The organism is Streptomyces sp. Inha503 (assembly GCF_047215865.1).
GTDB lineage: Bacteria > Actinomycetota > Actinomycetes > Streptomycetales > Streptomycetaceae > Streptomyces > Streptomyces lycopersici.
In genome coordinates this window covers 7,615,004-7,637,404 of the sequence record NZ_CP178360.1, presented here as the reverse complement: position 1 = coordinate 7,637,404, position 22,401 = coordinate 7,615,004, and the positions used below count along the sequence as shown (strand labels likewise).

The window sequence follows — 22,401 nt, the reverse complement described above, 5'->3', positions numbered from 1 at the left end:
ACGCCCGCCACCGGTCAGCCGTACCCCCATCGGTACGATCAGTACGGAACGGGAACCCATCCCACAGGGGAGCAGGTCATGTCCGCGTCGACTGTGTCCGGCCGAAGTGACTCACCCGCCGTCGCCCTGGGCCCCACCGCGCTTGTTCTCGGCCTGTTTGCCGCCTTGGGCGCATGGGTGCCGGTGCTCGTGCTCGTCACCTTTCCGTGGACGATCATCGCCGGGCCGCTCGCCGTCGCGCTCGGGGCCATGGGTGTGCACCACGCCCGCCGCGGGGCCGGGCGGCTGTGGATCGCCGTTGTCGGAACCGTCCTCGGTGTCATTGGGTTCGGCGGCGTCATCGCCCTTTTCTGGCCCTTCGGCGGCTGACTACACATTGGTGTCGAGCTCGGCGGCGGACGCGATGATGGCGTCGAGGACGGTGAGGACTTCCTTGCGGGGCTCGGAGCGGGTGGTGCGGTGCCGGGCGATCAGGCGGCGGGTCCCCAGGCCGGGCAGGGACACCGCCTTGACGCCGTCGGGCAGTACGCCCAGCACGGCCAGGGCGGGCACGATCGCGATGCCCAGACCTCCCGACACCAGCGAGAGCGCGACGTCGTAGTCGTAGTAACTGTGGACCGGGGGCGCGGCCTTCAGGCCGCGCCGGGCCTGTTCGGTGGCGCTGTGGGCGGCCGCGTCCGGGTCGACCCCCAGCCAGGTGAGGTGCTCCAGGTCCGCCGTACTGGCCGGGACCGGCGTCGCCGCGGGCATGATCACCACCCACGGTTCCTCGAGCACCGGCACATCGCGGGTGCCGCGCGCGGCCCGGTGCCCGAGGGGGGTCTCGGCCTCCAGAACGATCAGGTCGACCGCTCCCGACCTCAGCTCCTGCTGGGCCTTCTCGCCGTCCATCTCCCGGATCAGCAGTTCCAGACCGGGGAACTGCTCGCCCAGCCGGTGCACCAGCGGTACGAGCAGCATGCGGATCACGGTCTTGAAGGCGCTGATGACGACCGTGCCCGTCACATCCCCATGCAGCGCCGCCAGCGCCTTGCGGGCGTCGGTCAACTCGGATTCGATGCGTTCCGCGGCTTCGGCGAGAACCCGGCCCGCCTGGGTGAGGACGGCTCCGCGGGGCTGACGGTCCAGAACGGTGACGCCGACCGCGTCCTCCAGGCGGGCGATCTGCTGGGAGACGGCCGACGGTGTCAGATGCAGGACATCCGCCGCCGCCAGCACCCCGCCGGCCCGGTGGACGGCCAGCAGCACGGCCAGTTTGCGCGCGTCGATATCCATTCAGTTCAGCTTAATGCCGGGGGAAGACAACTTCGATTGATGTGTATCGTCCATGCCCCCACCATGGCCGTATGGAGGAGTTGTTGCCCCTGGTCGCCACGGCGGCCGGGTGGATCGGTGCCCTGTGCACCGCCACGGCCTACGCCCTGGTGTCACGTCGGCGGATCGAACCGGATTCCCGCGCATCCCAGTCGATCAACATGCTCGGCGGCGCGCTGCTGGCCGTATCGGCGGCCGCCAATGGCGCCTGGCCGTCGGTCACTTCGAACTTCGTGTGGGTCATCATCGGCATGCAGACCCTCGTGGGCGTACGCCGCGGCCTGGGCGTGACCGACGGTCGCTAGGGCCCCTCGGACCCTGGCCCCGCGCAACGGCTACCACACCACCGGCACCCGCTCGAAGCTGTCCGTGAGCACTCCGGCGCGGCGCGCCAGCTCGGAGGACGGGACGGCCAGGGCGAGACCGGGCAGGCGGTCCAGGAGGATTTCCAGGGCGACGTGCAGTTCGGTGCGGGCCAGTGCCTGGCCTATGCAGGAGTGGGCGCCGGCGCCGAAGGCGAGGTGGCGGTTGGGGGTACGGGTCAGGTCCAGCTGGTCGGGGTGGGGGAACATCCGCTCGTCGCGGTTGGCGGAGGCGACGACCGAAACGGTGGTACTGCCCTTCGGGATCACCTCGCCGCCCAGTTGGGCGTCCTCCGTCAGGTAGCGGGGCATGCCCGGGCCACGGTTGACGTCGAAGCGGAGCAACTCCTCGACGGCCGGGCGGATCAGGGAGCGGTCGTCCAGCAGGCGCTGCCAGCGGGAACGGTCGTCGAGCAGGACCGGGACCAGCTTTCCGATCACGCTGGACGTGGTCTCGTGGCCGGCGTGCATCAGGCCCCGCGCGATCTGGACCAGGACCGCCTCGGGCGGGCGGGGGTCGGCGGCGTCGGTGATCTCGATGAGCTTGCTGAGCAGGTCGTCGCCCGGTGCGCGCCGTGTCCGGGCCACATGCTCGCCCAGATACGCCAGAAGCTCCTCGCGGGCGGTGCGGGTCTCCCGCTCGCCGTAGCGGTCCCCACTGAACAGGGCGCCCGACCAGTACGCGAAGCGATCCCAGTCCGCCTCCGGTACGCCCAGCAGGGCGCCGACGACCCGCGCCGGGAACGGGTAGGCGAAACCCGTCCAGAGGTCGGCGGGGTTCGGCCCGGCCTCCATGGCGTCCACCAGGGCGTGGCCGATGGTGACGATCCGGGGGCGGAGCGCGGCGACCCGCTTGGCGGTGAGCGCCTGGCCCACCAGGCGCCGCCAGCGCTGGTGCCGTTCGCCCGTGCCGGTCCCGTCCGGCCCCGCCTCGCGCACGTCCCGGGGGAAGCGGGGGTCGGACAGCATCGCGTGCACGTCCTCGTACCGGGTCAGCACCCGCACCGGGGCGCCGGTGGAGCGCAGCGTCAGCTCCGGGATCGGGCATCCCTCCGCCCGTAGCGCCGCCCACTCCTTCGGGGGTTCGAGGGGGTGGTCCGTGGCGAACGGGAAGTCGCCCACGGGACAGCGTGTTTCCGCGCTTTCCGGCTCCGCGCCTTCCGGTTTCGTCTCGTCCGCCACTTCTGCTTCACCCACGGAGCGCCTCCAGAGCCGTACGACGTGCGGCGAACAGTTACGCACCACTCATGGGTGAAGTCAAAGAGGCTGCCGTCCCTCGTCGATGCGCAGCGTCGGACTGGCGGCGGATCCGGGCGGTGGGTCGCGCGACCCGCGGGTCATCCCCGCGCGCTGATCCTGAACACCGGGAAGCCGGGCGCGATCTCCAGCAGCTTCTCGTCGCTCGAACGCGCGTCGACACCCTCGAAGAAGCGGCCGACCTCCCACGCCCACTTCTTCAGGTACAGCCGCAGGATCTCCGGCTTCGCGCCGTCCTCCACCTCGACCGCGGTGAACGGCTCCACCCTGCGGCCCAGCCGCAGTTCGCCGCCGCCGGCGGCGCGCATGTTGCGCACCCACTGGGTGTGGCCGCGCGGGGCGACGAGGTAGCGCTCGCCGTGCAGGGTGAGCGGGTTGACCGGGGTGGTGCGCCATTCGCCGCTCTTGCGGCCCCGTACGGCCAGGATCTGGCTCCCGGCCAGGCCGATACCGATCTTCGTCAGGCGCTTGGCGAGGCCGTTGAAGATCCTGTCGAACGTGCTGGGCTTGAGGTTGCGGAGCTCGGTCATGTCATCCCTCTTCGGCCCTCGATGCGCGAGAGCGGTGTTCGAGCGACGAGAGCAGTGCTCTCTGTTGAGATCACTGAACACCGAACTCCACTCACAAGTCAAGAGCAGTGCTCTCGGAATCGTGCGCCGCTCTCGCACGTGGCACACTGGTCGGCATGAACGCCAGTCGGACAGCCAGGGACCGGGCCCGGGCGGAGCTCACGCAGGAGATCAAGAACGAGGCCCGGCGTCAGCTCGCGGTGGATGGCGCCCAGAAGCTCTCGTTGCGCTCGGTCGCCCGGGAGCTGGGCATGGTGTCATCGGCCCTCTACCGCTACTTCGCCAGCAGGGACGAGCTGCTCACCGCCTTGATCATCGACGCCTACGACGCGGTGGGCGCGCAGGCGGAGAAGGCCGCGGAGGGGGGCGGGGAGGGGGGCGCGCCGCGGGAGCGCTGGCGCAAGGCGTGCCACGCGGTCCGGGACTGGGCGCGGGCCAACCCGCATGAGTACGCCCTGATCTACGGTTCCCCGATCCCGGGGTACGCCGCCCCGCAGGACACGGTCGCCTCGGCGGCGCGCGTACCGATGGTCCTGATCAGGATCCTGCGGGAGACGAACCCTTCGCCCGCGTTCGAGGGCCCGCCCCTGACCGAAGGGCTGGCCGGTCAGTTGCGGGCACTGGGCGAGCAGGTCACGCCGGATGGCGAGCGGATCGCACCGGATCTGCCGCTGGAGACGCTCAACCGCGGCCTTGTGGTGTGGACGCAGCTGTTCGGGATGGTGAGCTTCGAGCTGTTCGGTCAGTTCGTCGGCAGCGTGGACCCCACGGACGAGTTCTTCGACCACACGGTTGAACAACTCGCCGACTTCCTCGGGCTTCCGCCGACCCGCTGAACCGCCGCGGCCTACGGGCTCGTGAACCGCTCATCGGTGAGACCGCCCATCGGTGAGGGTTACGGGCGGCGGGCCGCCCATAGGGTGCGCTCGGCGCGGACGTTGAGGTCGTCGCGTCGCAGCACGCCGTCCGGGCCGTCGCTGTCGATGAGGTGGTCGAGGGTGGCCAGGTCGTCGGGGCTCAGGCGCTCCGCCACATGGGAACGCACCCGGCGGAGGAACGCCTGGGCATAGCGGCCGGTGGACTCGGGGAGCGGGGGACGCAGATCGATGGCGAAGGGGCGTTCCGTCGCGATGCCGAATCCGGCGCCGGAGAGGCGAGGGCCCCAGTCGGAGCCCAGCTCCGGCATCCGCTCGGCGTGCTCCTGGGCCTGTACGGCGTGACAGCGGGCTTCCAGGCCGGGCCGTCCCCGGCCGACGTCCTCGGGGAGGAAGCGCGGGAAGCCGGCCATCTCGATCACGGCCAGGAGACCGCCGGGGCGCAGCCGCTCGAAGATCTCGCGCAAGCCGCGGTCGGGGTCGGCGAGGTGGTGGATGGACGCCGACGCCCACACCAGGTCCACGGGGCCGAAGTCCGGCCATGTGTCGTCCAGATCGGCCTGGACGGTTCGGACGCGGTCCGCCACTCCGTGTGCGCGGGCCTTGCCCCGCAGATGTTCCAGGAGGTCGGGGGAACGGTCGACGGCGATCGCCTCGGCGTCCTCGAAGCGCCGGAGCAGGGCGAGGGTTCCGGTGCCGGTGCCGCTGCCCAGGTCGAGGATGCGGCGGGGTGGGTCGTCCCGCGTCAACTGGGCCAGCTGAGAGGTCACTTCGGACAGATAGGTGTGCAGGACTTCGGCGTCGAGGTCCAGGAGTTCGGCCCAGCCCGAGTCGTCCGCCCCGGCGGCGCCGTGTTGGTGGTGGTGATGGTGGTGATGGTGCCCGTGGTGGTGGTCCGTCATGCTTCGAGCGTAAGTGGCTCTTGCCTCAACGGCATACCATCTTGCGTATGACGCAAGAGGACAGCGCTCTCGACACCCTGGTTCGCAAGCGGATCAGGGGACTGCGTTCGGCCATGGGCTGGTCGCTGGACGATCTGGCCGCCCGCTGCTATCTGAGCCCGTCCACGCTGAGCCGGATCGAGACGGGGCATCGACGGATCAGTCTTGATCAGTTGAGCGCGATAGCGCGGGCCCTGGGGACCAGTCTGGATCAGCTGGTGGAGTCGACCGCCGACGATGACGTGATCATCCGGCCGCAGCATGACGCGGCGCGCGGGCTGACCACCTGGCTGCTGAACCGCCAGCCCGGGGTCATCGTGGCCAAGCTGCGCCTCACCAAACCGGCTCCGACCAGTGCCGAGGCGCTGAAGGTCCATCCGGGCAGGGACTGGTTCACGGTCCTGTCCGGGGCCGTCACGCTCGTGTTGGGGGATCGGAGGATCGTCGTCGAGACCGGGCAGGCGGCGGAGTTCTCCACGATGATCCCCCATGCCTTCGGGGCGCACGGCGGGCCCGCCGAGGCGCTGGGCATCCTGGACCAGGACGGGCGCCGTACGCATCTGCGGTCGCTGCCGGAGGGGGACGAGGGGGCGGTCTAGGCCGGGTTGGCGGCGGACTGGGCGCGGGAGAGGGCCACGTCGAGGACGACCAGGAGCGCGTCGCGGACCGAGCCCGTCTCACGGGCGTCGAAGACGATCAGCGGGACGTGTTCGGAGATGTCCAGGGCCCAGCGGACCTCGTCCAGATCGTGCTGGACCTCGCCGTCGAAGGCGTTGATGGCGACGGCGAAGGGGATGTCCTTGTGCTCGAAGTAGTCCACCGCCGCGTAACAGTCGTCCAGGCGGCGGGTGTCCACGATCACCAGGCCGCCGAGGGCGCCCTCGACCACGTCGTCCCACATGAAGCCGAAGCGGTCCTGGCCCGGCGTGCCGAACAGGTAGAGCTTCAGCTTCGGGTCGATCGTGATGACACCGAAGTCCATGGCGACCGTGGTGGTGGTCTTGCCGGGGGTATGCGTGAGGTCGTCCACGCCCGCCGCGACCTCCGTGATCAACGCCTCCGTGGTCAGCGGCCGGATCTCGGAGATCGCGCCCACCGCCGTGGTCTTGCCGACCCCGAAGCCACCGGCGATGACCAGCTTGACCGGCAGTGGCGGTTCTTCAACCGCTGTCGCGGAGTGAGCCCCGTGAGTCGGGGACGGCACGGAGACCATCGATAACCCTTCGCAGTACGGAGATGTCGTGGACGGTCCCGGCGTTCGGGACGTGGACCGCCAGATGTCCGGCGGCGCACAGGTCCTCCGCGAGGACCCGGACCACGTTGAGATGCAGACTCAGCCGGGCGGCCAACTCCGCCACCGACTGGGGGCGTCGGCAGGCGGCGACGATGTCGCGGCGTTCGAAGGTGAGCGACCGCAGGGCGGACAGCCCGTCCGGCGTCGCCACGATCTGGGTCTCGACCGGGAGCGGTGGCGCGGCGCCGCTCCCGGACACCCTGCCCGCGGTCAGCAGGAACGGGCGGACGGCGGAAGCGCGGACGGCGGGCTCGGGCGGTTCGGGCGGCTCCGGGGCGGCCCGGGCGTCGTCCGCAGCCTCCTGCCCCGCAGCCTCCTGCCCTACCGCCTCTTGCGCTGCCGCCTCGTGCGGCCCTGGTTCGTGCGGTACTGGTTCACCGGCGACCATCGCGACCCCCCTCCTCCATGCGCCGCGCGACCCGTCAGCCGACGGACCCGGCGCTCTTCTTCAGCTCCATGACGAGCTGCGGGGTGAGCGCGGTCCCGGCCCGGTTGGCGAAGAGGGTCATCTCATACGCGATGTTGCCCAGCTTCGCCTCCTTCGTGGTCACCACGCCGAGCACCGCACCGCAGCCGATGGACGACACCAGTACATGGCCGCCCTCGAGATCGATGATGACCTTGTTGAGGTCGCCGAGGCCGTAGTTGCCGGAGGCACCGGCCGCGAGGCTGGTGACGCCGGAGACGATCGCGGCGAGCCGCTCTGAGTCGGCCTGTTCCCGCAGTTGGGAGACGGCGATCAGCAGGCCGTCGGAGGACACCGCGATGGCGTCGACGACACCGGCGGTCTGGGTGGCGAATCGGTCCAGCAGCCAGGTGAAGTCGGCCGCGGCGGCTCGCAGATCGGTGGTTTCGCGCTCAGCGGTACCGCTCTTATCCGTCGGCGTGGTCACTGCCCGACTCCTTCCGGGGTCGCTGATGTGTCGATGGCATGGCGTCGGCCGGGCCGGCGGCGGCGCTGTCCCGCTCCGCCCTGCGTACGGCCGCCTCGAACTCGTCGAGTTCGGAGCGGACCGCGTCGGCGTCGGCGGGACGGCGCATCCCTGGGATCGCCCGGTCGGCCGGTGAGGTGGTCTTGTCGAGCGTCGCGCCCCGGACGCGGCGGCGGAGGGGCCGGGAGCCGGGGGCGGCGGCCGGGGTGGCGTTCGACTCGTTCGTGGCGGGCCGCTTCTGCCCGGCGGTCGGTTCATTCGCTGCGGGCCGCTTCTGCCCGGCGGCCGGCTCGTTCGCTGTCCGCGTCTCCGTCGCGGCGCCGGCCGACTCCGCGTTCGTAGGGGACGTCGCCGGGACGCGCCGCGGCAGACCCGACTCCATCACCGGCGCGGACGGGCGCCGCTCGGGCGCGGTGGCGGAGGTCCGTACGGGCGGAGGCGTGGCGACGGGCGCGGGCGTGGACTCCCGTCCGGCCCCTGCCGCGCCCTTACCCGTCCCCGAAGCCGAAGCCATCGCCGAGGCCGAACCCGAACCCGACCTCGCGGCCGCCGGCTCCTCCCCCGCTCCCCTCGCCACCAGCAGCGTCGACGGCACCCACACGCTGCCCGTGACCCCGCCGCCCGGCGTACGGCTCAGCGTGACCCGGATGCCCCAGCGCCGGGCGAGGCTGCCGACCACGAAGAGGCCGAGCACCTTGGTCGGTACGAGGTCGAGCCGCTCGCGCCGCACCAGGCGGGCGTTCTCCTCCTCCAGGCGTTCCACGGCCAGGCCGAGCCCGTGGTCGATGACCTCGATCAGCGCGCCGCCGTCCGCCGTGACATCGGTGCCGGGCCGGACGACGACCTCGACGGGGGTGTCGGACGGGGAGAACGAGACCGCGTTCTCCAGCAACTCCGCCAGCATCAGCGTGAGGTCGCCGGTGATGTCGGGCGCGACGGTGACCTCGGTCTCGGACCGCAGGGAAACCCGCTGGTACCCCTCGATCTGGCCGAGCGCCGCGCGGATGACATCGGCCAGCGTCGTCGGCCGGGCGTCCAGCTCGGTCTCCCGGATTCCGGCGAGCAGCATCAGGCTGTCGGCGTTGCGCTGGAGGCGTACGGCGATGTGGTCGATGCGGTAGAGCCGCTCCAGGATGTCGGGGGCGGTCTCCTCGCGTTCGACGGCGTCGATCAGGGTGAGCTGGCGGGTGGTGAGGTTGCTGACCCGGCGGCCGACGTTGCCGAACATCTCGCCGACGTTGCGGCGGCTGAGCACCTGCCGCTCCAGCAGCGCCGCGGCGGTGACCTGCACCTGGTTGAACGCCTCGGCCAGATCGCCGATCTCGTCGCGCACCGGGACGGGGATCGGGTGGGGCCGCAGCGGGGTGGTGTCGGTGGTGTCGTCGTCCTCGACCTTGGCCAGTTCCTCGTCGGCCACCTCGACCACCTGGTGGGCGGCGCCGGTGAGGGCGGCCAGGGGGCGTACGACGGAGCGCCGGACCAGGAACGAGAAGGTCAGCCAGGCGGCGAAGCCGAGGACGGCGAGCGCGAGCAGGGCCAGCGCCTTGTAAAGGGCTTCGTCGGAGACGTCTTCGGCCCGGTCGGCGATCTCGCCGATCAGCGAGCGGGCGATCTCGAGGCGGGCCTCGGCCTGCCGGTTGCCCTGGGCCATCGCGGTGCGCAGCTGCCGGGGCGACTGGCCCTGGAGGGAGCTCGGGTCGATCTGGAGCTCGGCGAAGCGGTCCTCGATGCCGTTCTCCTCGGCGTTCCGCTCGATGCCGTCGAGGCGCAGCACCTGGTCGGGGCCGGCGACCCTGGCGAAACGTTCCGACTGCTCCTCGTAGACCCGGTGGGCGCCGACCGCGCGGGTGTACTCGGTGAGGGCGTTGGCGTCCTGGGTCTGGGCGGAGAACACCCCGCCCTCGAAGGCCGCGTGGGCGGCGTCGGCGCGCATCACGGCGTCGACCAGCTCGATGACGGAGGACGAGGGGCTGTCGGAGAAGTGGTCGAGTCCGATGCCGTCGATGAGATAGCCGACGGCGGCGGCGTACGCGGGGTCGATACCGGCGGCGGGCACCGAGCCCCGTTCGACCTTGTCCCGCAGCACGCTCAGGCGCTGGATGTAGTCGAGGGCGCGGGCCTCGTCCTTCGGCAGGGCGGAGCCGAACGCCGAACGCACATCGGCGGCCCGCTCATCGGTGACCCGCTGCGCCCGGCGGTAGTCGGCGGTGGACGGGAGGGTGGCCCCGGGGCGGACCGACTCCTGCTGGACGGAGAGCAGAAGCGCCTCCCGGTGCTCGGCCTGTACGTCGTTGATCAGCCGGGCCACCTGGCCGCTGTCGCGCACCCGCTCGGCGATCCGGTTGGCGTCCAGGGCCTCCCGCACCTGGCCGTTCACGGCGAGGCCGAGGAGCGTGCCGACGACCGTCAGCGGCACGATCACCAGGACGTTGAGCTTCCGCCGGAACGGCCAGCGGTCGAGGAGCGCGCCGAGGGCTTCCGTCTTACGACCCGCCGTACGACCCTCCTTGCGACCCGTCGTACGACCCGCCTCGCGGCCCGTCGCGCGCCGGGACCCCGAACTCGGCGGCGGCGCGTGTCCGGACGGCTCCTGGTCGGCTGGCGGGTCCGCCGTGTCCACAGACACCCAGGTCCTCCTTCGATGTGCTCCTGAGCGGTGACCGAGGTGTTGTTGCCGCCGATCGCCGACACCGGGAAACGGGAGGTCGGCGAAGGCGATTCCGGCCGGAATGCGAGCGATGGATTCGCGCCACATGCCTGACCGGGCGTGAACACTACCGCCTGCGCGCACACGCGCAAGGGATGACCTCTCAACGGCCACGGAATTTCCACGGTTTGCTGGGTTTAGGTCATCTACGTATCCCCCGGCGCCCCGCCAACCGCCCAGCCGGCGGCCGGGAGGTGGCCGCCCGGTGGTCATGGGGTGGAGGCCGAGGGTGGCGCGAGGGCTGGCTTGTTCACGACTGTGCTCCATGGGACGGCGGATGACGAAGGGGGCTGCCCGGCGCGGCGCCGCCACCCGTACCCTGTCTGCTCCCAGCCCCTGGCCCACCCCGGCCGATCCCTGGTCCAGCCCCGGTCCACCCCCGGTCCACCCACCGGCCCGAACTCTCCGTACCACTCCGTGCCCTGCGAGGAGACCCGTGCACCCCACCCGCAAGGCGGCCCTGACGGCCATCGCGCTGCTGGCCGTGGCCACCGCCGGCTGCGAGCCCGGCGCCGCCTCCACCACGACCCACCGGAACTCCGCGAAGCCCGGCTGCCCCGCCGTCCTCTCCAGAGCCCAACAAGCCGTCAAGAAGGCGGAGGCGGTCGACGCCCCGTGGAAGGGCCCGACCACCGGGCCCGAGGCGGCCGGTCACGGCAAGCGCGTCGTCTTCATCGCCCATGACCTCTCCAACCCCGGTCCGGCCGGAGTCGCCCAGGGCGTGCGGGAAGCCGCGTCGCTGCTGCGGTGGGGCGCCCGCACCATCAACGGCCAGGGCACGCCGGAGGGTTACCGGTCCGCCTTCAAGAAGGCGCTCGCCCTCAAGCCGGACGGCATCGCCATCGCCGGTTTCGACCCCGGCAGCGTCGCCGACGAGATCAAGGAGGCCAAGGCGGCGGGCATTCCGGTGATCGGCTGGCACGCCGCCCCGACCCCGGGCCCGGACGGGAGCCCCGACCTCTTCACCAACGTCACCACCCGGGTCGAGGACGTCGCGAAGATCAGCGCCGACTGGATCATCGCCCGCTCGGGCGGCCGCGCGGGCGTGGTGCTGTTCACCGACGGCACGGTCCCGTTCGCGAAGCACAAGTCGGACCTGATCAAGAAGGAGCTCGCCACCTGCTCCGACGTCAAGCTGCTGAGCTACCGGAACGTGCCGATACCCGAGGTCAACAAGCGCGCCATCGGGGAAGTCCGGTCCCTGCTCTCCCGCTTCGGGGACAAGTGGACGTACTCGGCCGCCATCAACGACCTGTACTTCCGGCACACCGCGGCCGCCCTGCGCGCCGCGGGCAAGGACGGCGCGGGCGCCCCGTTCAACATCGGCGCGGGGGACGGCGACCCGTCGGCCTTCCAGCGCGTCAACGGCGAGCGGTTCCAGGCGGCCACGGTGCCCGAACCCCTCACCGAGCAGGGCTGGCAGATGGTCGATGAGTTCAACCGCGCCTTCGCGGACGAGCCCGCCAGCGGATACGTGCCCTCGGTACACATCACCACCGCCGCGAACAGCGGTGGCGCGCTGTCGTGGGACTCCGAGGGCTATCGGCAGGCGTATCGCAAGATCTGGGGGAAGTAGGGCGAAGGGACGTAGGGCGAAGGGAACCAGACACGGGAAGGCCGGGGCTCCCCGCGGGAGCCCCGGCCCTAGGTGACCTGGTCCTGCCCGGACTCAGTCCTGGTGGACCTCGTTGCTGCCCGGTCCGCCGGAGAGGGTGTCATTGCCCCGGCCGCCCCACAGCACGTCGTTGCCGCTGTTGCCGTAGATCGTGTCGTCGCCGTCCTCGCCGTACAGCGTGTCGTCGTCCTGGTCGCCGTAGATGGCGTCAGCGCCCTTGCCACCGCGCAGGATGTCCTTGCCGGTGCCCCCGCGCAGGACGTTGTCCTCGGAGCCACCGGTGATGGTGTCGTTCCCGGCGTCACCGTGGCATTCCTGTGCGCAGTTGGTGATGGTGTCGTCGCCGGCGCCGCCGTAGGCGCCGAAGCCCATGACGCCGCCGCCACCGTCGATCTTGTCGTCGCCGTCCTCGCCGTAGAACGTGGGCGCGGCGCTGCCCTGGAGGACGTCGTCGCCGGCGCCGCCGTGAATTCCGGCGTAGGCCGAACCATTGGGGTCGATCTTCGCGGTGTCGTCGCCGTCACCGAGATCGACGTCGAAGTTGTCGGAGTCGTCGGAGTTCTGCGGGATTTCCACCGCGCACTGGGCGACGGTGTGATCGCTCGCGGTCGGGTAGGTGCACTCGTCCCAGTCCGCCGCTTGCGCATCGATGGTGATGTCGCGCTTGTCGCGGAAGGTGAGGACGTAATACTCCTCGAATTCCCCACGGCTGACGACCTGTTCGGAGACCGTCAGATTGTTCTTCTGTCCCGCGGCGGCCTTGTACCAGAGCTCGCCGTCCTCGTGAACGAGAGAGCCCGAGGTCGTCGGGGCCGCCTGGGCGGCGGGCGCCGCGAGCACGGCTCCCCCCAGGGCGAGGGCGAAGGTGGCCGTAGCGGCCATGACGCGATACCTGCGCATAGGGAATTGGCCCTTCGTACGATCAGTGCCGATCGGGCCGGTGAGAAATTTCGGTTGAGTCACCGGCACCGGCTGTCGGCGATTTGGTGTTTCCGATCGCCCCGATAGACCGTGCTGGACGGCAAGCGGTTGCTCCGGAAATCCCATAGTTTCCCGCCGCTTTCCCGAAGCCGCAGGTCATCGAGTTATTCGAAGGGAGTTGCACAAGGAATCACGACATCGCCGTAACCGGCCTTTCCGGGTCGCTTAACCCCTTGTTCACCCGGCCACTGGTCGCGGCGGAGGGCCACATCCGTTCGCCGGGTCGCCGCGGAGTCATCACACGGGAGGAGACGAGGGGACCCGGACGTGGACGGTGATCCACCGGCTGATCCGAACTCCAGTAAACATTTCCTGGAGAACATCTCCGAAATCTGTGGAGCTTCGGCGTATCCGCCTGCCAAGATCTTCCCTCACACCTTCCCCGTTCACTCAGGAATATCAGGGATTCTCGTGCGGAAAATGAATGCGGCCGCCACCGTGGCCGTCGCGGTACTGGCTCTGGCGCTGACCGGCTGCGGCAAGGACGGCGACAAGGGCGACCAGTCGTCCGGCGCCTCCGGCAAGAAGGCGTCCGCTCAGAAGGCGGACGGCGCGGAACGCGGCACCGCGTCCGCCGCCCCCACCAGTGCGAGCCCCAGCCCGAGCCGTACGAAGCCCGCCAAGAGCCCCAGTGCGAGCCCGAGCAGCCCCAGGGCCACCCGCGCCGCCGACGCCACCCCGGCCCCGCGCCGCACGCCCCCGAAGACGCAGGCCCCCGCGCCGACCCGGGCGGGCGCCCCGGCGAGCGTGCAGGGCACGTGGTACTCCACGGTGCGCGACCCGAACGGTAAGCCGCTCGTGATGACCGTGAGCGGCGGTTCCCTCTCCGTGGGGTACCAGGGCAAGTCCTGCCCCGGGACGATCAGCGCGAGCATGGCCGTGACCATGACCTGTCAGGGCGAGACCATCTCCGGTGGCCACGCCGTGGTCAGCGGGGACGGCCAGAGCCTCACCGTCAGCTGGCCGCAGGGCAACCCCGACCGCTATGTCCGCCCGTGAGCCGCCCCTCGGCCGGTGCGGCCCGTCAGTGGGACCGGCCGGTGTTGAGCCGGGCGGCCTGGCGGGTCAGATAGTCGCGTTCGGCGACGTTGGACGCCTTGTGGGCCGCCTCGGCGTAGAGCCGGGCCGCCGTCGCCAGGTCTCCGTCGCGCTCATGGAGGTACGCCGCCACCGCCGCGTGGCGGGGCAAGGGGGATCCTCCGCCCGAAGAGCCCGATGAGCCCGAAGAGCCGGGGGAAGAAGCGTCCAGTTCCGCGAGCGCGGCCAGCCCGGCGCGCGGGCCGTCGGCCTCGCCGACCGCCACCGCCCGGTTGAGCCGGACGACCGGGCTGTCGGTCAGGCCCACGAGCTCGTCGTACCACTCCACGATCTGCACCCAGTCGGTCTCCTCGGCGGTGGGCGCGTCCGCGTGGAGGGCCGCGATGGCGGCCTGGGCCTGGAACTCGCCCAGCCGGTCGCGGGCGAGCGCCGCCTGGAGGATCTCCACCCCCTCGGCGATCGCCTTGGTGTCCCACCGGGAGCGGTCCTGCTCGGCGAGCGGCACCAGGCTGCCGTCGGGCGCGGTCCGGGTGGCGCGCCGGGCGTGGTGGAGCAGCATCAGGGCGAGCAGCCCCGCCACCTCGGGGTGGTCGATCGCGGCGGCGAGCTGCCGGGTGAGCCGGATGGCCTCGGCGGCGAGGTCGACATCGCCCGAGTAGCCCTCGTTGAAGACCAGGTACAGCACGCGCAGCACGGTGGCGACGTCGCCGGGCTGGTCGAACCGTACGCCGGAGACGGTGCGCTTGGCCCGGCTGATGCGCTGCGCCATGGTCGCCTCGGGTACCAGATACGCCTGGGCGATCTGGCGGGTGGTGAGCCCGCCCACCGCGCGCAGCGTGAGCGCGACGGCGGACGACGGCGTCAGTGACGGGTGGGCGCACAGGAAGTACAGCTGGAGCGTGTCGTCCACCGAGGCGGCCGGGCCGGGCGCCGGTTCCTCCTCGACGATGTCCTCACGCCGGCGGCGGGCGGTGTCCGCCCGTCTCGCGTCGAGGAACTTGCGCCAGGCCACGGTGACCAGCCAGCCCTTGGCGTCCCGCGGCGGGTCGGCCGGCCAGGCGCGGACCGCCTCGATGAGCGCGTCCTGTACGGCGTCCTCGGCCGCCGCGAAGTCGGCTCCGCGGCGGACGAGGACGCCGAGCACGCCCGGTGTGAGGCTCCTGATCAGGGCCTCGTCCATCCGTGTCACTTGAAGGTGCACTCCGTGGTGCTGGGCTTGGCGGTCAGGAACGGGCGCACCTCCAGCCACTCGTGGATCGGCTTCCCGTCCTTCCCCGGAGCGGCCGACAGCTCACCGGCCAGTTCGACGGCGCGCTCGTGGCTGTCCACGTCGATCACCATCCAGCCCGCGATGAGGTCCTTGGTCTCGGCGAACGGACCGTCGGTGACCGGCGGACGCCCCTCACCGTCGTACCGCACCCACGACCCCTCCGGGGCGAGCGCCTGACCGTCGACGAACTCGCCGGTCTTCTCCAGCCGGGCCGCGAAGTCGTTCATGAACTGCACGTGCGCCGAGATCTCCTCCGGCGTCCACTGGTCCATCGGCACGTTGTTCACCGGAGCCGGGGCGCCGCGGTAGTGCTTCAGCAGCAGGTACTTGGCCATCGTGGTTCTCCTTGATGCGGATGCGACCCATTGTGGTCGCGTTCACCCCGGGGACGGAGCCGGTCACGCGTTCTCGACATCCCCGCCCGAGATTTTTTCGGGATCTTGTAGACCAGCCTCGACGGCCCCGGCTCCCGCCGAACCCGCCCGTGCCTCCGTGCGCCGCCGCTGTTCCTCGATCCGGTGCAGCACCGAGTCCAGATGGGCCTCGGAGGCCGCTCGGGCCGCCTCCGGGTCGCGGGCCTCGATCGCCCCCAGGATGGCCTGGTGCTCCTCGATGGTGGCGCGCCTGCGGGCGGCGGACAGCGAGGTCTTGCGCCGCCCGGGCTCGCCGATCTCGTAGACCCGGTCCAGCAGCCGCAGCAGCAGGGGGTTGCGGGTGTACTGGGCGATGGCGCGGTGGAAGGTGCGGTCCAGGTCGGTGAACTCCTGACGGGTGGGCTCCCGCCGCATCGCGTCCAGCAGGGCGTGCAGCTGGACGATGTCGGAGGGGGTGGCCCGCCGGGCGGCCCGCGCGGTCACCGAGGGCTCGATGCACGCACGCACCTCCATGACCTGCAACAGCTCCGCGGTGGCATCGAGCCCCGAGGCCAGGACGTCGCCGCGCGGAGTGGCCCCCGGGTCGAGCACGACGGTGCCGGAGCCGGGGCGCCGGGCGACCAGTCCGCGCGAGGCGAGCGCGCGCAGCGCCTCGCGGACCGAGCCCCGGGAGACGCCGAGGCTCTCCGCGAGCTCCCGCTCCGGGGGGACGCGGGATCCGGGCGCCAGCTCTCCGCTCAGGATCAGCCGCTCCAGGCCGACGGCCAGGGCGTCCGGCCTCGACAGGGTGGAGTGCCGCAGTTGCCGCCAGTCCATCTCCTGGCTTTCCTCCGCCTTCTTCAGCTTTCCTCAGCTTTCCGGTCCGGCCGGTGGTCAAGAGTCTCACACCCGGCGGGCGCCACCCCCGGCGTCCGCCCGGCGTCCTCCAGGGCCTTCTCCCGGCCGCCGTCGCGAGCGGATTTAACCAGGTGGTGACGGGCGGGCAACCGGAGCCGCCGGGTCCGCACGCTAACGTCTGCCGACATCAATTTGGTCCTACCAATGGACCAACTGCCGTCCCTGCGCCATCCTGACCGCACCGCAGCGCGCGCCGCCCCCGACGTCCCCAGCAGTGAGGCACCCCGCCATGCGCCAAAGAACGAGCGGCCCCAGCGACCGGCCCCCACCCACCCGCCACCGACCGCGCGCCGCCGCCCTCGCCGCCCGGGTGCTGGGTGTGCTGGTCGCCGGCGCCACCGCCGGCTGCGCCTCCCTGGCCTCCCCCACGGCCGAGGTGGGCGCCGACCGGATGACCGACCCCCGGCCCGCCCGCGACGGCGGAACGCTGACCATCGCCCTCAAATCGGACCCGGACAAGCTGGATCCCACCCTGGCCAGCACCGCCGTGGGCCGGACCGTGTTCACCGCGATGTGCGAGAAGCTCTACGACGTCGACGCCGAGAACCGGATCGTGCCGCAGCTCGCCGCCGCCCCGCCCACGACGAGCGACGGGGGCCGCACCGTCACCATCAAGCTGCGGCGCGGCGTCCGGTTCGCCGACGGCACCCGCATGGACGCCAAGGCGGTCAAGACCTCGCTCGACCGCCACCGCACGCTGACCGGTTCCGTCCGCGCGAGCGAGCTGAAGCCCCTCACCTCGGTCCGGGCGGTCGGCGACGACACCGTACGGCTGCGGCTGACCAAGCCGTACGTCCCGCTGCTCGCGCTGCTCGCCGACCGCGCGGGCATGGTGATGTCCCCCACCGCGCTGAAGCGCTACGGCAAGGGCTTCGCGTCCCACCCCACCTGCGTGGGCCCGTTCCGCTACGCCGAGCGCGTGGTGGGCGACCGCATCGTGCTGGACAAGGACCCGAACTACTACGACGCCGACGCGGTCCATCTGCGGCGGGTGATCTACCGCACCATCACCGACGGCAACGTCCGGCTGGCCAATCTCCAGTCCGGCGACATCCAGGTGGGCGACCAGATGGACCCGGTCCAGGTGGGCCGGGCGCTCACCGAACCCGGGCTCCAGCTGTTCCACTCCCCCTCGCTCGGCTACTACGGACTGACCCTCAACATCGGCAATACGAAGGGCGCCGGGGCGCCGCCGGGCCGGATCGACACCCCGATCGCGCGGGATGTGCGGGTGCGCGAGGCGTTCGACCTCTCCCTGGACCGCGACCTGATCAACACCATCGTCTTCCAGGGCCGCTACCGGCCCACCTGCGGCCCGCTCCCCTCCGGCACCCCGTACGCCACCGGGTCCCGCTGCCCGGCCCGCGACCTGGCCAAGGCCAAGCGGCTGCTCAGGGCCGCCAAGGTGACCACCCCGGTCCGGGTGCGGCTCCAGATCAGCACCACCCCGGAGGACAACCGGCTGGGCCAGGTCATCCAGGCCATGGCCAAGGAGGCGGGCTTCGCGGTGAGCCTGGCGCCGACCGAGTTCGCCACCGGTCTGGAGCACTCCCGCGCGGGCGACTTCCAGGCGGCGACCACCAACTGGTCGGGGCGGCTCGACCCGGCGGGCAACATCGACGTGTTCGCCGGCACCGGCGGCGCCCAGAACTACGGCGGGCTCTCCGACCCCGCCATCGACCGGCTGATCGCCGAGGGCGGCGCCACCGCGGCCAAGCCCGCCCGCAAGAAGATCTACGCCCGGCTCGTGGAGCGCGTCCGCGCCGCGCACACCGTGCTCTATCTGATCCAGCCCACGAACTACGTCTCCGTGACGAAGGAGGTCGCCGGGCTGAAGGTCTTCGGCGACGGGCTGATCCGGGTGAAGGACGCCGGATATGTGAAGGGAGGGAGCTGATGTCGTATCCGATCCGCCGCCTCGGCGAATCGCTGATCACGCTCTTCCTGGTCAGTGTCGTGGTCTTCGCCGGCGTACGGGCGCTGCCCGGCGACACCGCCACCGCGCTGGCCGGGGAGGAGCCCACGCCCGAGGCGATCGCCCAGATCCGCGAGAGCTACGGGCTCGACGACAACATCGTGGTGCAGTACCTGCGCTATGTGCGGCACGCCGCCACCGGCGACCTCGGGGTCTCCTCCCGCACCGGGCTGCCGGTCCTGGACTCGGTGATGGAGGCACTGCCCGTCACCCTCGAACTGTCCGCCCTGGCCCTGCTGCTCGCGGTCGTGGTCGGCGTGGGCGCCGGGGTGGTGGCGGCGGTCCGGCGCGGCCGGCCCGAGGAGTGGCTGGTCAACGCGGTGGCGCTGCTGGGGCTTTCGGTGCCCGCCTTCTGGCTCGGCATCGTGCTCGTCCTCGCCTTCGCCATCGCCGTCCCGGTCTTCGCCGCCTCCGGTTTCGTGCCGTTCGGCGTGGACCCGATGGAGAACCTGCGCCATATGGTGCTTCCGGTGATCGTCCTCGGCTCCGGTCTGGCGGCGGTCGTGATGCGCCAGACGCGCGCGGCCATGCTGGGCTCGCTGTCCGCCGACTACGTGCGCACGGCGCGCGCCAAGGGGCTCTCCCGGCGTCAGGTGATCATGGGCCATGCCCTGCGCAACAGCCTGGTCACCGTGGTGACCGTGCTCGGACTCCAGCTCGGGCACCTCATCTCGGGCGCGGTGGTCACCGAGCAGATCTTCGTGCTGCCGGGCTTCGGCAAGCTCACCATCGACGCGGTCTTCTCCCGCGACTACGCGATGGTGCAGGGCGTGGTGCTGTTCACCTCGACCGCCTACATCCTCGTCAACCTCCTGGTGGACCTGGCCTATTCGGTGATCGACCCCCGTATCCGCCTCGGAGGTGCCCAGTGAGTGCGGCCGCCACCGCCCTTCTCGCCGCAGAGGAGCGGGAGCGGGCCCCGCTCGCCCCGCTGTCCCGGCTGCGGCTGCTGACCCGTAACAAGCTGGCCCTCACCGGGGCCGTGGCCGCCGCGCTCCTGGTGCTGATCGCGGTGTGCGCACCGCTCATCGCGCCGTACGACCCGGCCCGGCCGGACTTCGGCGCCGCCCTCCAGGAGCCGGGCTGGGCCCACTGGCTGGGCACCGACGACCTGGGCCGCGATCAGCTCTCCCGGGTCGTGTACGGGGTGCGGGCCTCGCTCCAGATCGGGCTGCTCGCGGTGGCGCTGGCCTTCGCGGCCGGGGTGCCGCTCGGGCTGATCGCGGGCTACTACGGGCGGTTCGCCGACTCGGTGGTCTCGCGGCTCACCGACACCCTGCTCGCCTTCCCCTTCCTGGTGCTGGCGGTGGGCCTGGCCACCATCCTCGGGCCGTCCCTGATGAACGCCACGATCGCGGTCGGCGTCTCGCAGATCCCGGCCGTCATCAGGATCACCCGGGCGGAGACGCTGCGGCTCAAACACCTCGACTACGTGGCGGCGGCCGTGGCCAACGGCGGCGGGGACGGCACCGTGCTCTTCCGCCATATCCTCCCCGGCGCCCTGTCCGCGCTGACCGTCCAGGCCACCGTGGGCATCCCCACCGCGATCATCGGTGAGGCGCTGCTGAGCTTCCTCGGCCTCGGCGTCCAGCCGCCGTCCCCCTCGCTCGGAGTGATGCTCTCCAGCGCCCAGGCGTACATCGCCGCCGCGCCCTGGATGGCGGTCTTCCCGGGCCTGGCGATCATCGCCGCGACGCTCGCGTTCAATCTGCTCGGGGACGGGCTGCGCGACATCCTCGACCCCCAGGGAGACAGCCGATGACCACGTCCACCGCGCCCCCTGCCCTGAGCGTGCGGGACCTGTCCGTGGTCTTCCGCACCCCGACCCGCGTGGTCCACGCGGTGGACGGGCTGTCGTACGACATCGCCGCCGGTGAAGTGCTGGCCGTGGTCGGCGAGTCCGGCTGCGGCAAGTCCGTGACCTCCACCGCCGTGATGGGGCTGCTGCCGCCCACCGCGAGCGTCGGCGGCTCCATCCGGCTGGGCGGACGGGAGTTGGTGGGGGCGGACGAGAGCGAACTGCGGGACGTCCGCGGCCGGGAGATCGCGATGATCTTCCAGGAGCCGATGACCTCGCTGAACCCCGTCCTCACCATCGGCCGCCAGGTCGGCGAGGTCCTCCGGCGCCATCAGGGGATCGGCCGCCGCGAGGCGCGCGAGCGGGTCGTGGACCTGCTCGACCTCGTCGGCATCCCCGCCCCCGCCCAGCGGGCCCGCGACTATCCGCACCAGCTCAGCGGCGGAATGCGACAGCGGGTGATGATCGCCATCGCGATCGCCTGCGACCCCGCCGTGCTCATCGCCGACGAACCGACCACCGCGCTGGACGTCACCGTGCAGGCGGGCATCCTGGAGGTGCTCCAGTCCCTGCGGGAGCGGCTCGGCACCGCCATCGTGCTGATCACCCACGATCTGGGCGTGGTGGCCGACACCGCCGACCGGGTGCTGGTGATGTACGCGGGCCGGGGCGTCGAACAGGCCCCGGTGGACGAGCTGTTCGGCGCGCCCCGCCATCCGTACACCCGCGGGCTGCTCGGCGCGGTGCCGGTGCCCGGCAGGCGGCGGACGGAGGGCGGGCGGGGACGGCTCCAGGAGATCCCCGGACTGGTGCCGAGCCTCACCGAACAGCCCGACCACTGCACCTTCCAGCCCCGCTGCTCCTACGCCGACGAGCGGTGCGGGGAGCAGAGGCCCGCGCTGCGGGCGCTGCGGCCACCGCCGCGCGAGCGGGACGAGAGGCGCGAGGGGTACGAACGGTACGAGCGCTCTGAGCGATCCGAGCAACCTGAGCAACCCGAGCAATCCGTGCCACACGAGGCCGCGTGCTGGCATCCGGTGCCGATACACCCTGAATACCCCGAATACCCCGAACGCCCCGAAGAGGAGGCCGCCTCATGACCGCCGCCGTCGCGCCCGCGCGGGCGTCGCGGGAGGACGCCGTGCTCGACATCAGCGGTCTGGTCCGCCACTTCACCGGACCCGCCGGCACCGTCAGGGCGGTCGACGGGGTCAGCCTCAGCATCGGCCGGGGCGAGATCGTCGGCCTGGTCGGGGAGTCCGGCAGCGGCAAGTCCACGGTGGGGCGGTGCGCCGTACGCCTGGACCGGCCGACCGCGGGCCAGGTGACGATCAACGGCCGCGATGTGACCCGGCTTTCGAAGCGGGCGCTGCGTCCGCTGCGCAAGGACTTCCACCTGGTGTTCCAGGACCCGTCCTCCTCGCTCGACCCCCGGATGACCGTGGGTGCCATCGTCGGCCAGCCGCTGCGGCTGCACCGCCTGGCCTCCGGCGACGCGCTGCGCGACCGGGTCGCCGAGCTGCTGGCCCAGGTGGGGCTGCGGCCCGAACTGGCGCGGCGGCGGCCCCATGAACTCTCCGGCGGGCAGCGGCAGCGGGTCTCCATCGCCCGTGCGCTGTCGGTCGATCCCCAGCTGCTGGTGGCCGACGAGCCGACGTCGGCGCTGGACGTCTCCGTCCAGGCGTCCGTGCTCAACCTGCTGGCGGACCTCCAGCGGGAACGGCGGTTCGGCTGTCTGTTCATCACCCATGACCTGGCCGCCGTCGAGTACCTCGCGGACCGGATCGCCGTGATGTACCTGGGGCAGCTGGTGGAACAGGCCCCGGCCGCCGAACTGTTCGCCGACCCCAAGCATCCGTACACCCAGGCCCTGCTGTCCGCGGCCCCGGTGCCGAACCCGGCCGCGCAGCGGTCGCGCGCCCGGATCGTGCTCAGCGGGGAGCTGCCCAGCCCGCTGGATCCGCCGAGCGGCTGCCGCTTCCACACCCGCTGCCCGCTCGCCGTCGACCGCTGCCGCACCGAGCCGCCCGCGCTGCGGCGGCTCGCGGGGGACGGCGGCCGTCGCCAGGTCTCCTGCCATCTGGTGGCGGACGACGGTACCGCGCCCGACGCCTCGGCCCCTGGGGGCGCCGCTGCCGCCTGAGGGCCATGAGACCTGCCCGCACACCCGCACTCGCACCCGCACCCGCACCCGCACCCGTA

Annotated in this window: 23 protein-coding genes; 11 read left to right on the top strand and 12 right to left on the bottom strand. The window is 71.8% G+C overall.

Annotated features, from left to right (window positions below):
* Window positions 1-78: 78 nt before the first annotated feature.
* Window positions 79-369: a hypothetical protein gene (locus ACJX2R_RS32365; protein ID WP_413103014.1), complete on the top strand. Its 291-nt coding sequence runs from the start codon at window positions 79-81 to the stop codon at window positions 367-369.
* Here ACJX2R_RS32365 and ACJX2R_RS32360 read toward each other — a convergent pair whose 3' ends face one another.
* The gene (locus ACJX2R_RS32360) at window positions 370-1,275 is read right to left on the bottom strand and encodes a LysR family transcriptional regulator (RefSeq protein ID WP_413103013.1); all 906 of its coding nucleotides are present in this window, start codon (window positions 1,273-1,275) and stop codon (window positions 370-372) included.
* A 71-nt stretch (window positions 1,276-1,346) separates the two neighbouring features.
* Between ACJX2R_RS32360 and ACJX2R_RS32355 the strand changes: the two genes are divergently transcribed.
* Window positions 1,347-1,619 (top strand): CBU_0592 family membrane protein, encoded by a 273-nt coding sequence (locus tag ACJX2R_RS32355; protein ID WP_413103012.1) that lies wholly within the window; start codon window positions 1,347-1,349, stop codon window positions 1,617-1,619.
* Window positions 1,620-1,649: 30 nt separating this feature from the next.
* Here ACJX2R_RS32355 and ACJX2R_RS32350 read toward each other — a convergent pair whose 3' ends face one another.
* On the bottom strand, window positions 1,650-2,873 hold the full coding sequence (locus ACJX2R_RS32350; RefSeq protein WP_413103011.1) for a cytochrome P450: 1,224 nt from the start codon (window positions 2,871-2,873) through the stop codon (window positions 1,650-1,652).
* Between the two features lie 140 nt (window positions 2,874-3,013).
* Window positions 3,014-3,463 carry a nitroreductase family deazaflavin-dependent oxidoreductase gene (locus ACJX2R_RS32345; protein WP_413103010.1) on the bottom strand — a complete coding sequence of 150 codons (450 nt, stop codon included), beginning with the start codon at window positions 3,461-3,463 and terminating at the stop codon, window positions 3,014-3,016.
* Between the two features lie 155 nt (window positions 3,464-3,618).
* On the opposite strand from ACJX2R_RS32345, the gene ACJX2R_RS32340 reads away from it, so the two are divergent.
* A complete protein-coding gene (locus ACJX2R_RS32340) occupies window positions 3,619-4,338 on the top strand; it encodes a TetR/AcrR family transcriptional regulator (RefSeq protein ID WP_413103009.1) in 720 nt (239 codons plus the stop codon).
* 59 nt (window positions 4,339-4,397) lie between these two features.
* Here ACJX2R_RS32340 and ACJX2R_RS32335 read toward each other — a convergent pair whose 3' ends face one another.
* Window positions 4,398-5,279, bottom strand: coding sequence for a class I SAM-dependent methyltransferase (locus ACJX2R_RS32335; RefSeq protein ID WP_413103008.1), 882 nt, complete (start codon window positions 5,277-5,279; stop codon window positions 4,398-4,400).
* A gap of 47 nt (window positions 5,280-5,326) precedes the next feature.
* Between ACJX2R_RS32335 and ACJX2R_RS32330 the strand changes: the two genes are divergently transcribed.
* Window positions 5,327-5,917 (top strand): helix-turn-helix domain-containing protein, encoded by a 591-nt coding sequence (locus ACJX2R_RS32330; RefSeq protein ID WP_262702905.1) that lies wholly within the window; start codon window positions 5,327-5,329, stop codon window positions 5,915-5,917.
* On the opposite strand, the gene ACJX2R_RS32325 is transcribed toward ACJX2R_RS32330, so the two are convergent.
* Genes ACJX2R_RS32325 through ACJX2R_RS32310 form a run of 4 tightly spaced genes read right to left on the bottom strand, consistent with a single transcriptional unit; the run spans window position 5,914 to window position 10,170 of the window.
* The gene (locus tag ACJX2R_RS32325) at window positions 5,914-6,531 is read right to left on the bottom strand and encodes a GTP-binding protein (protein WP_164428548.1); all 618 of its coding nucleotides are present in this window, start codon (window positions 6,529-6,531) and stop codon (window positions 5,914-5,916) included. The two genes, ACJX2R_RS32330 and ACJX2R_RS32325, sit on opposite strands and share 4 nt — an antisense overlap.
* Window positions 6,479-7,000 (bottom strand): DUF742 domain-containing protein, encoded by a 522-nt coding sequence (locus ACJX2R_RS32320; protein WP_413103007.1) that lies wholly within the window; start codon window positions 6,998-7,000, stop codon window positions 6,479-6,481. Before ACJX2R_RS32320 ends, ACJX2R_RS32325 begins: the two co-directional genes overlap by 53 nt.
* Before the next feature lie 34 nt (window positions 7,001-7,034).
* Window positions 7,035-7,505: a roadblock/LC7 domain-containing protein gene (locus ACJX2R_RS32315; RefSeq protein WP_262702903.1), complete on the bottom strand. Its 471-nt coding sequence runs from the start codon at window positions 7,503-7,505 to the stop codon at window positions 7,035-7,037.
* Complete coding sequence (locus ACJX2R_RS32310; protein WP_413103006.1) at window positions 7,486-10,170, bottom strand: ATP-binding protein; 2,685 nt, start codon at window positions 10,168-10,170, stop codon at window positions 7,486-7,488. The genes ACJX2R_RS32315 and ACJX2R_RS32310 overlap by 20 nt, the downstream gene beginning before the upstream one ends.
* A gap of 517 nt (window positions 10,171-10,687) precedes the next feature.
* Between ACJX2R_RS32310 and ACJX2R_RS32305 the strand changes: the two genes are divergently transcribed.
* Window positions 10,688-11,827, top strand: a complete 1,140-nt coding sequence (locus tag ACJX2R_RS32305; RefSeq protein ID WP_413103005.1) for a substrate-binding domain-containing protein — start codon at window positions 10,688-10,690, stop codon at window positions 11,825-11,827.
* Between the two features lie 93 nt (window positions 11,828-11,920).
* On the opposite strand, the gene ACJX2R_RS32300 is transcribed toward ACJX2R_RS32305, so the two are convergent.
* Entirely contained in the window at window positions 11,921-12,748 is an 828-nt protein-coding gene (locus ACJX2R_RS32300; protein WP_413103004.1) for a calcium-binding protein, read from the bottom strand.
* Window positions 12,749-13,258: 510 nt separating this feature from the next.
* Between ACJX2R_RS32300 and ACJX2R_RS32295 the strand changes: the two genes are divergently transcribed.
* A complete protein-coding gene (locus tag ACJX2R_RS32295; RefSeq protein ID WP_413103003.1) occupies window positions 13,259-13,846 on the top strand; it encodes a hypothetical protein in 588 nt (195 codons plus the stop codon).
* Window positions 13,847-13,871: 25 nt separating this feature from the next.
* Here the strand turns inward: ACJX2R_RS32295 and ACJX2R_RS32290 are convergent, their stop codons facing one another.
* The 3 genes from ACJX2R_RS32290 to ACJX2R_RS32280 all read right to left on the bottom strand — a co-directional run bounded on the left by ACJX2R_RS32290 (window position 13,872) and on the right by ACJX2R_RS32280 (window position 16,345).
* Entirely contained in the window at window positions 13,872-15,065 is a 1,194-nt protein-coding gene (locus tag ACJX2R_RS32290; RefSeq protein WP_413105993.1) for an RNA polymerase sigma factor, read from the bottom strand.
* A gap of 5 nt (window positions 15,066-15,070) precedes the next feature.
* The gene (locus ACJX2R_RS32285) at window positions 15,071-15,490 is read right to left on the bottom strand and encodes a YciI family protein (RefSeq protein WP_201855062.1); all 420 of its coding nucleotides are present in this window, start codon (window positions 15,488-15,490) and stop codon (window positions 15,071-15,073) included.
* 63 nt (window positions 15,491-15,553) lie between these two features.
* On the bottom strand, window positions 15,554-16,345 hold the full coding sequence (locus ACJX2R_RS32280) for a FadR/GntR family transcriptional regulator (protein ID WP_413103002.1): 792 nt from the start codon (window positions 16,343-16,345) through the stop codon (window positions 15,554-15,556).
* A 310-nt stretch (window positions 16,346-16,655) separates the two neighbouring features.
* Between ACJX2R_RS32280 and ACJX2R_RS32275 the strand changes: the two genes are divergently transcribed.
* The 5 genes from ACJX2R_RS32275 (at window position 16,656) to ACJX2R_RS32255 (ending at window position 22,342) form a co-directional block, all read left to right on the top strand.
* Window positions 16,656-18,323, top strand: coding sequence for an ABC transporter substrate-binding protein (locus ACJX2R_RS32275; protein ID WP_413103001.1), 1,668 nt, complete (start codon window positions 16,656-16,658; stop codon window positions 18,321-18,323).
* On the top strand, window positions 18,323-19,273 hold the full coding sequence (locus ACJX2R_RS32270; protein ID WP_210950407.1) for an ABC transporter permease: 951 nt from the start codon (window positions 18,323-18,325) through the stop codon (window positions 19,271-19,273). The genes ACJX2R_RS32275 and ACJX2R_RS32270 overlap by 1 nt, the downstream gene beginning before the upstream one ends.
* Before the next feature lie 68 nt (window positions 19,274-19,341).
* Window positions 19,342-20,163 carry an ABC transporter permease gene (locus ACJX2R_RS32265; protein WP_371106084.1) on the top strand — a complete coding sequence of 274 codons (822 nt, stop codon included), beginning with the start codon at window positions 19,342-19,344 and terminating at the stop codon, window positions 20,161-20,163.
* Window positions 20,160-21,299, top strand: a complete 1,140-nt coding sequence (locus tag ACJX2R_RS32260; protein ID WP_413103000.1) for an ABC transporter ATP-binding protein — start codon at window positions 20,160-20,162, stop codon at window positions 21,297-21,299. Before ACJX2R_RS32265 ends, ACJX2R_RS32260 begins: the two co-directional genes overlap by 4 nt.
* Entirely contained in the window at window positions 21,296-22,342 is a 1,047-nt protein-coding gene (locus tag ACJX2R_RS32255; RefSeq protein WP_413102999.1) for an ABC transporter ATP-binding protein, read from the top strand. The genes ACJX2R_RS32260 and ACJX2R_RS32255 overlap by 4 nt, the downstream gene beginning before the upstream one ends.
* The last annotated feature ends 59 nt before the right edge of the window (window positions 22,343-22,401 follow it).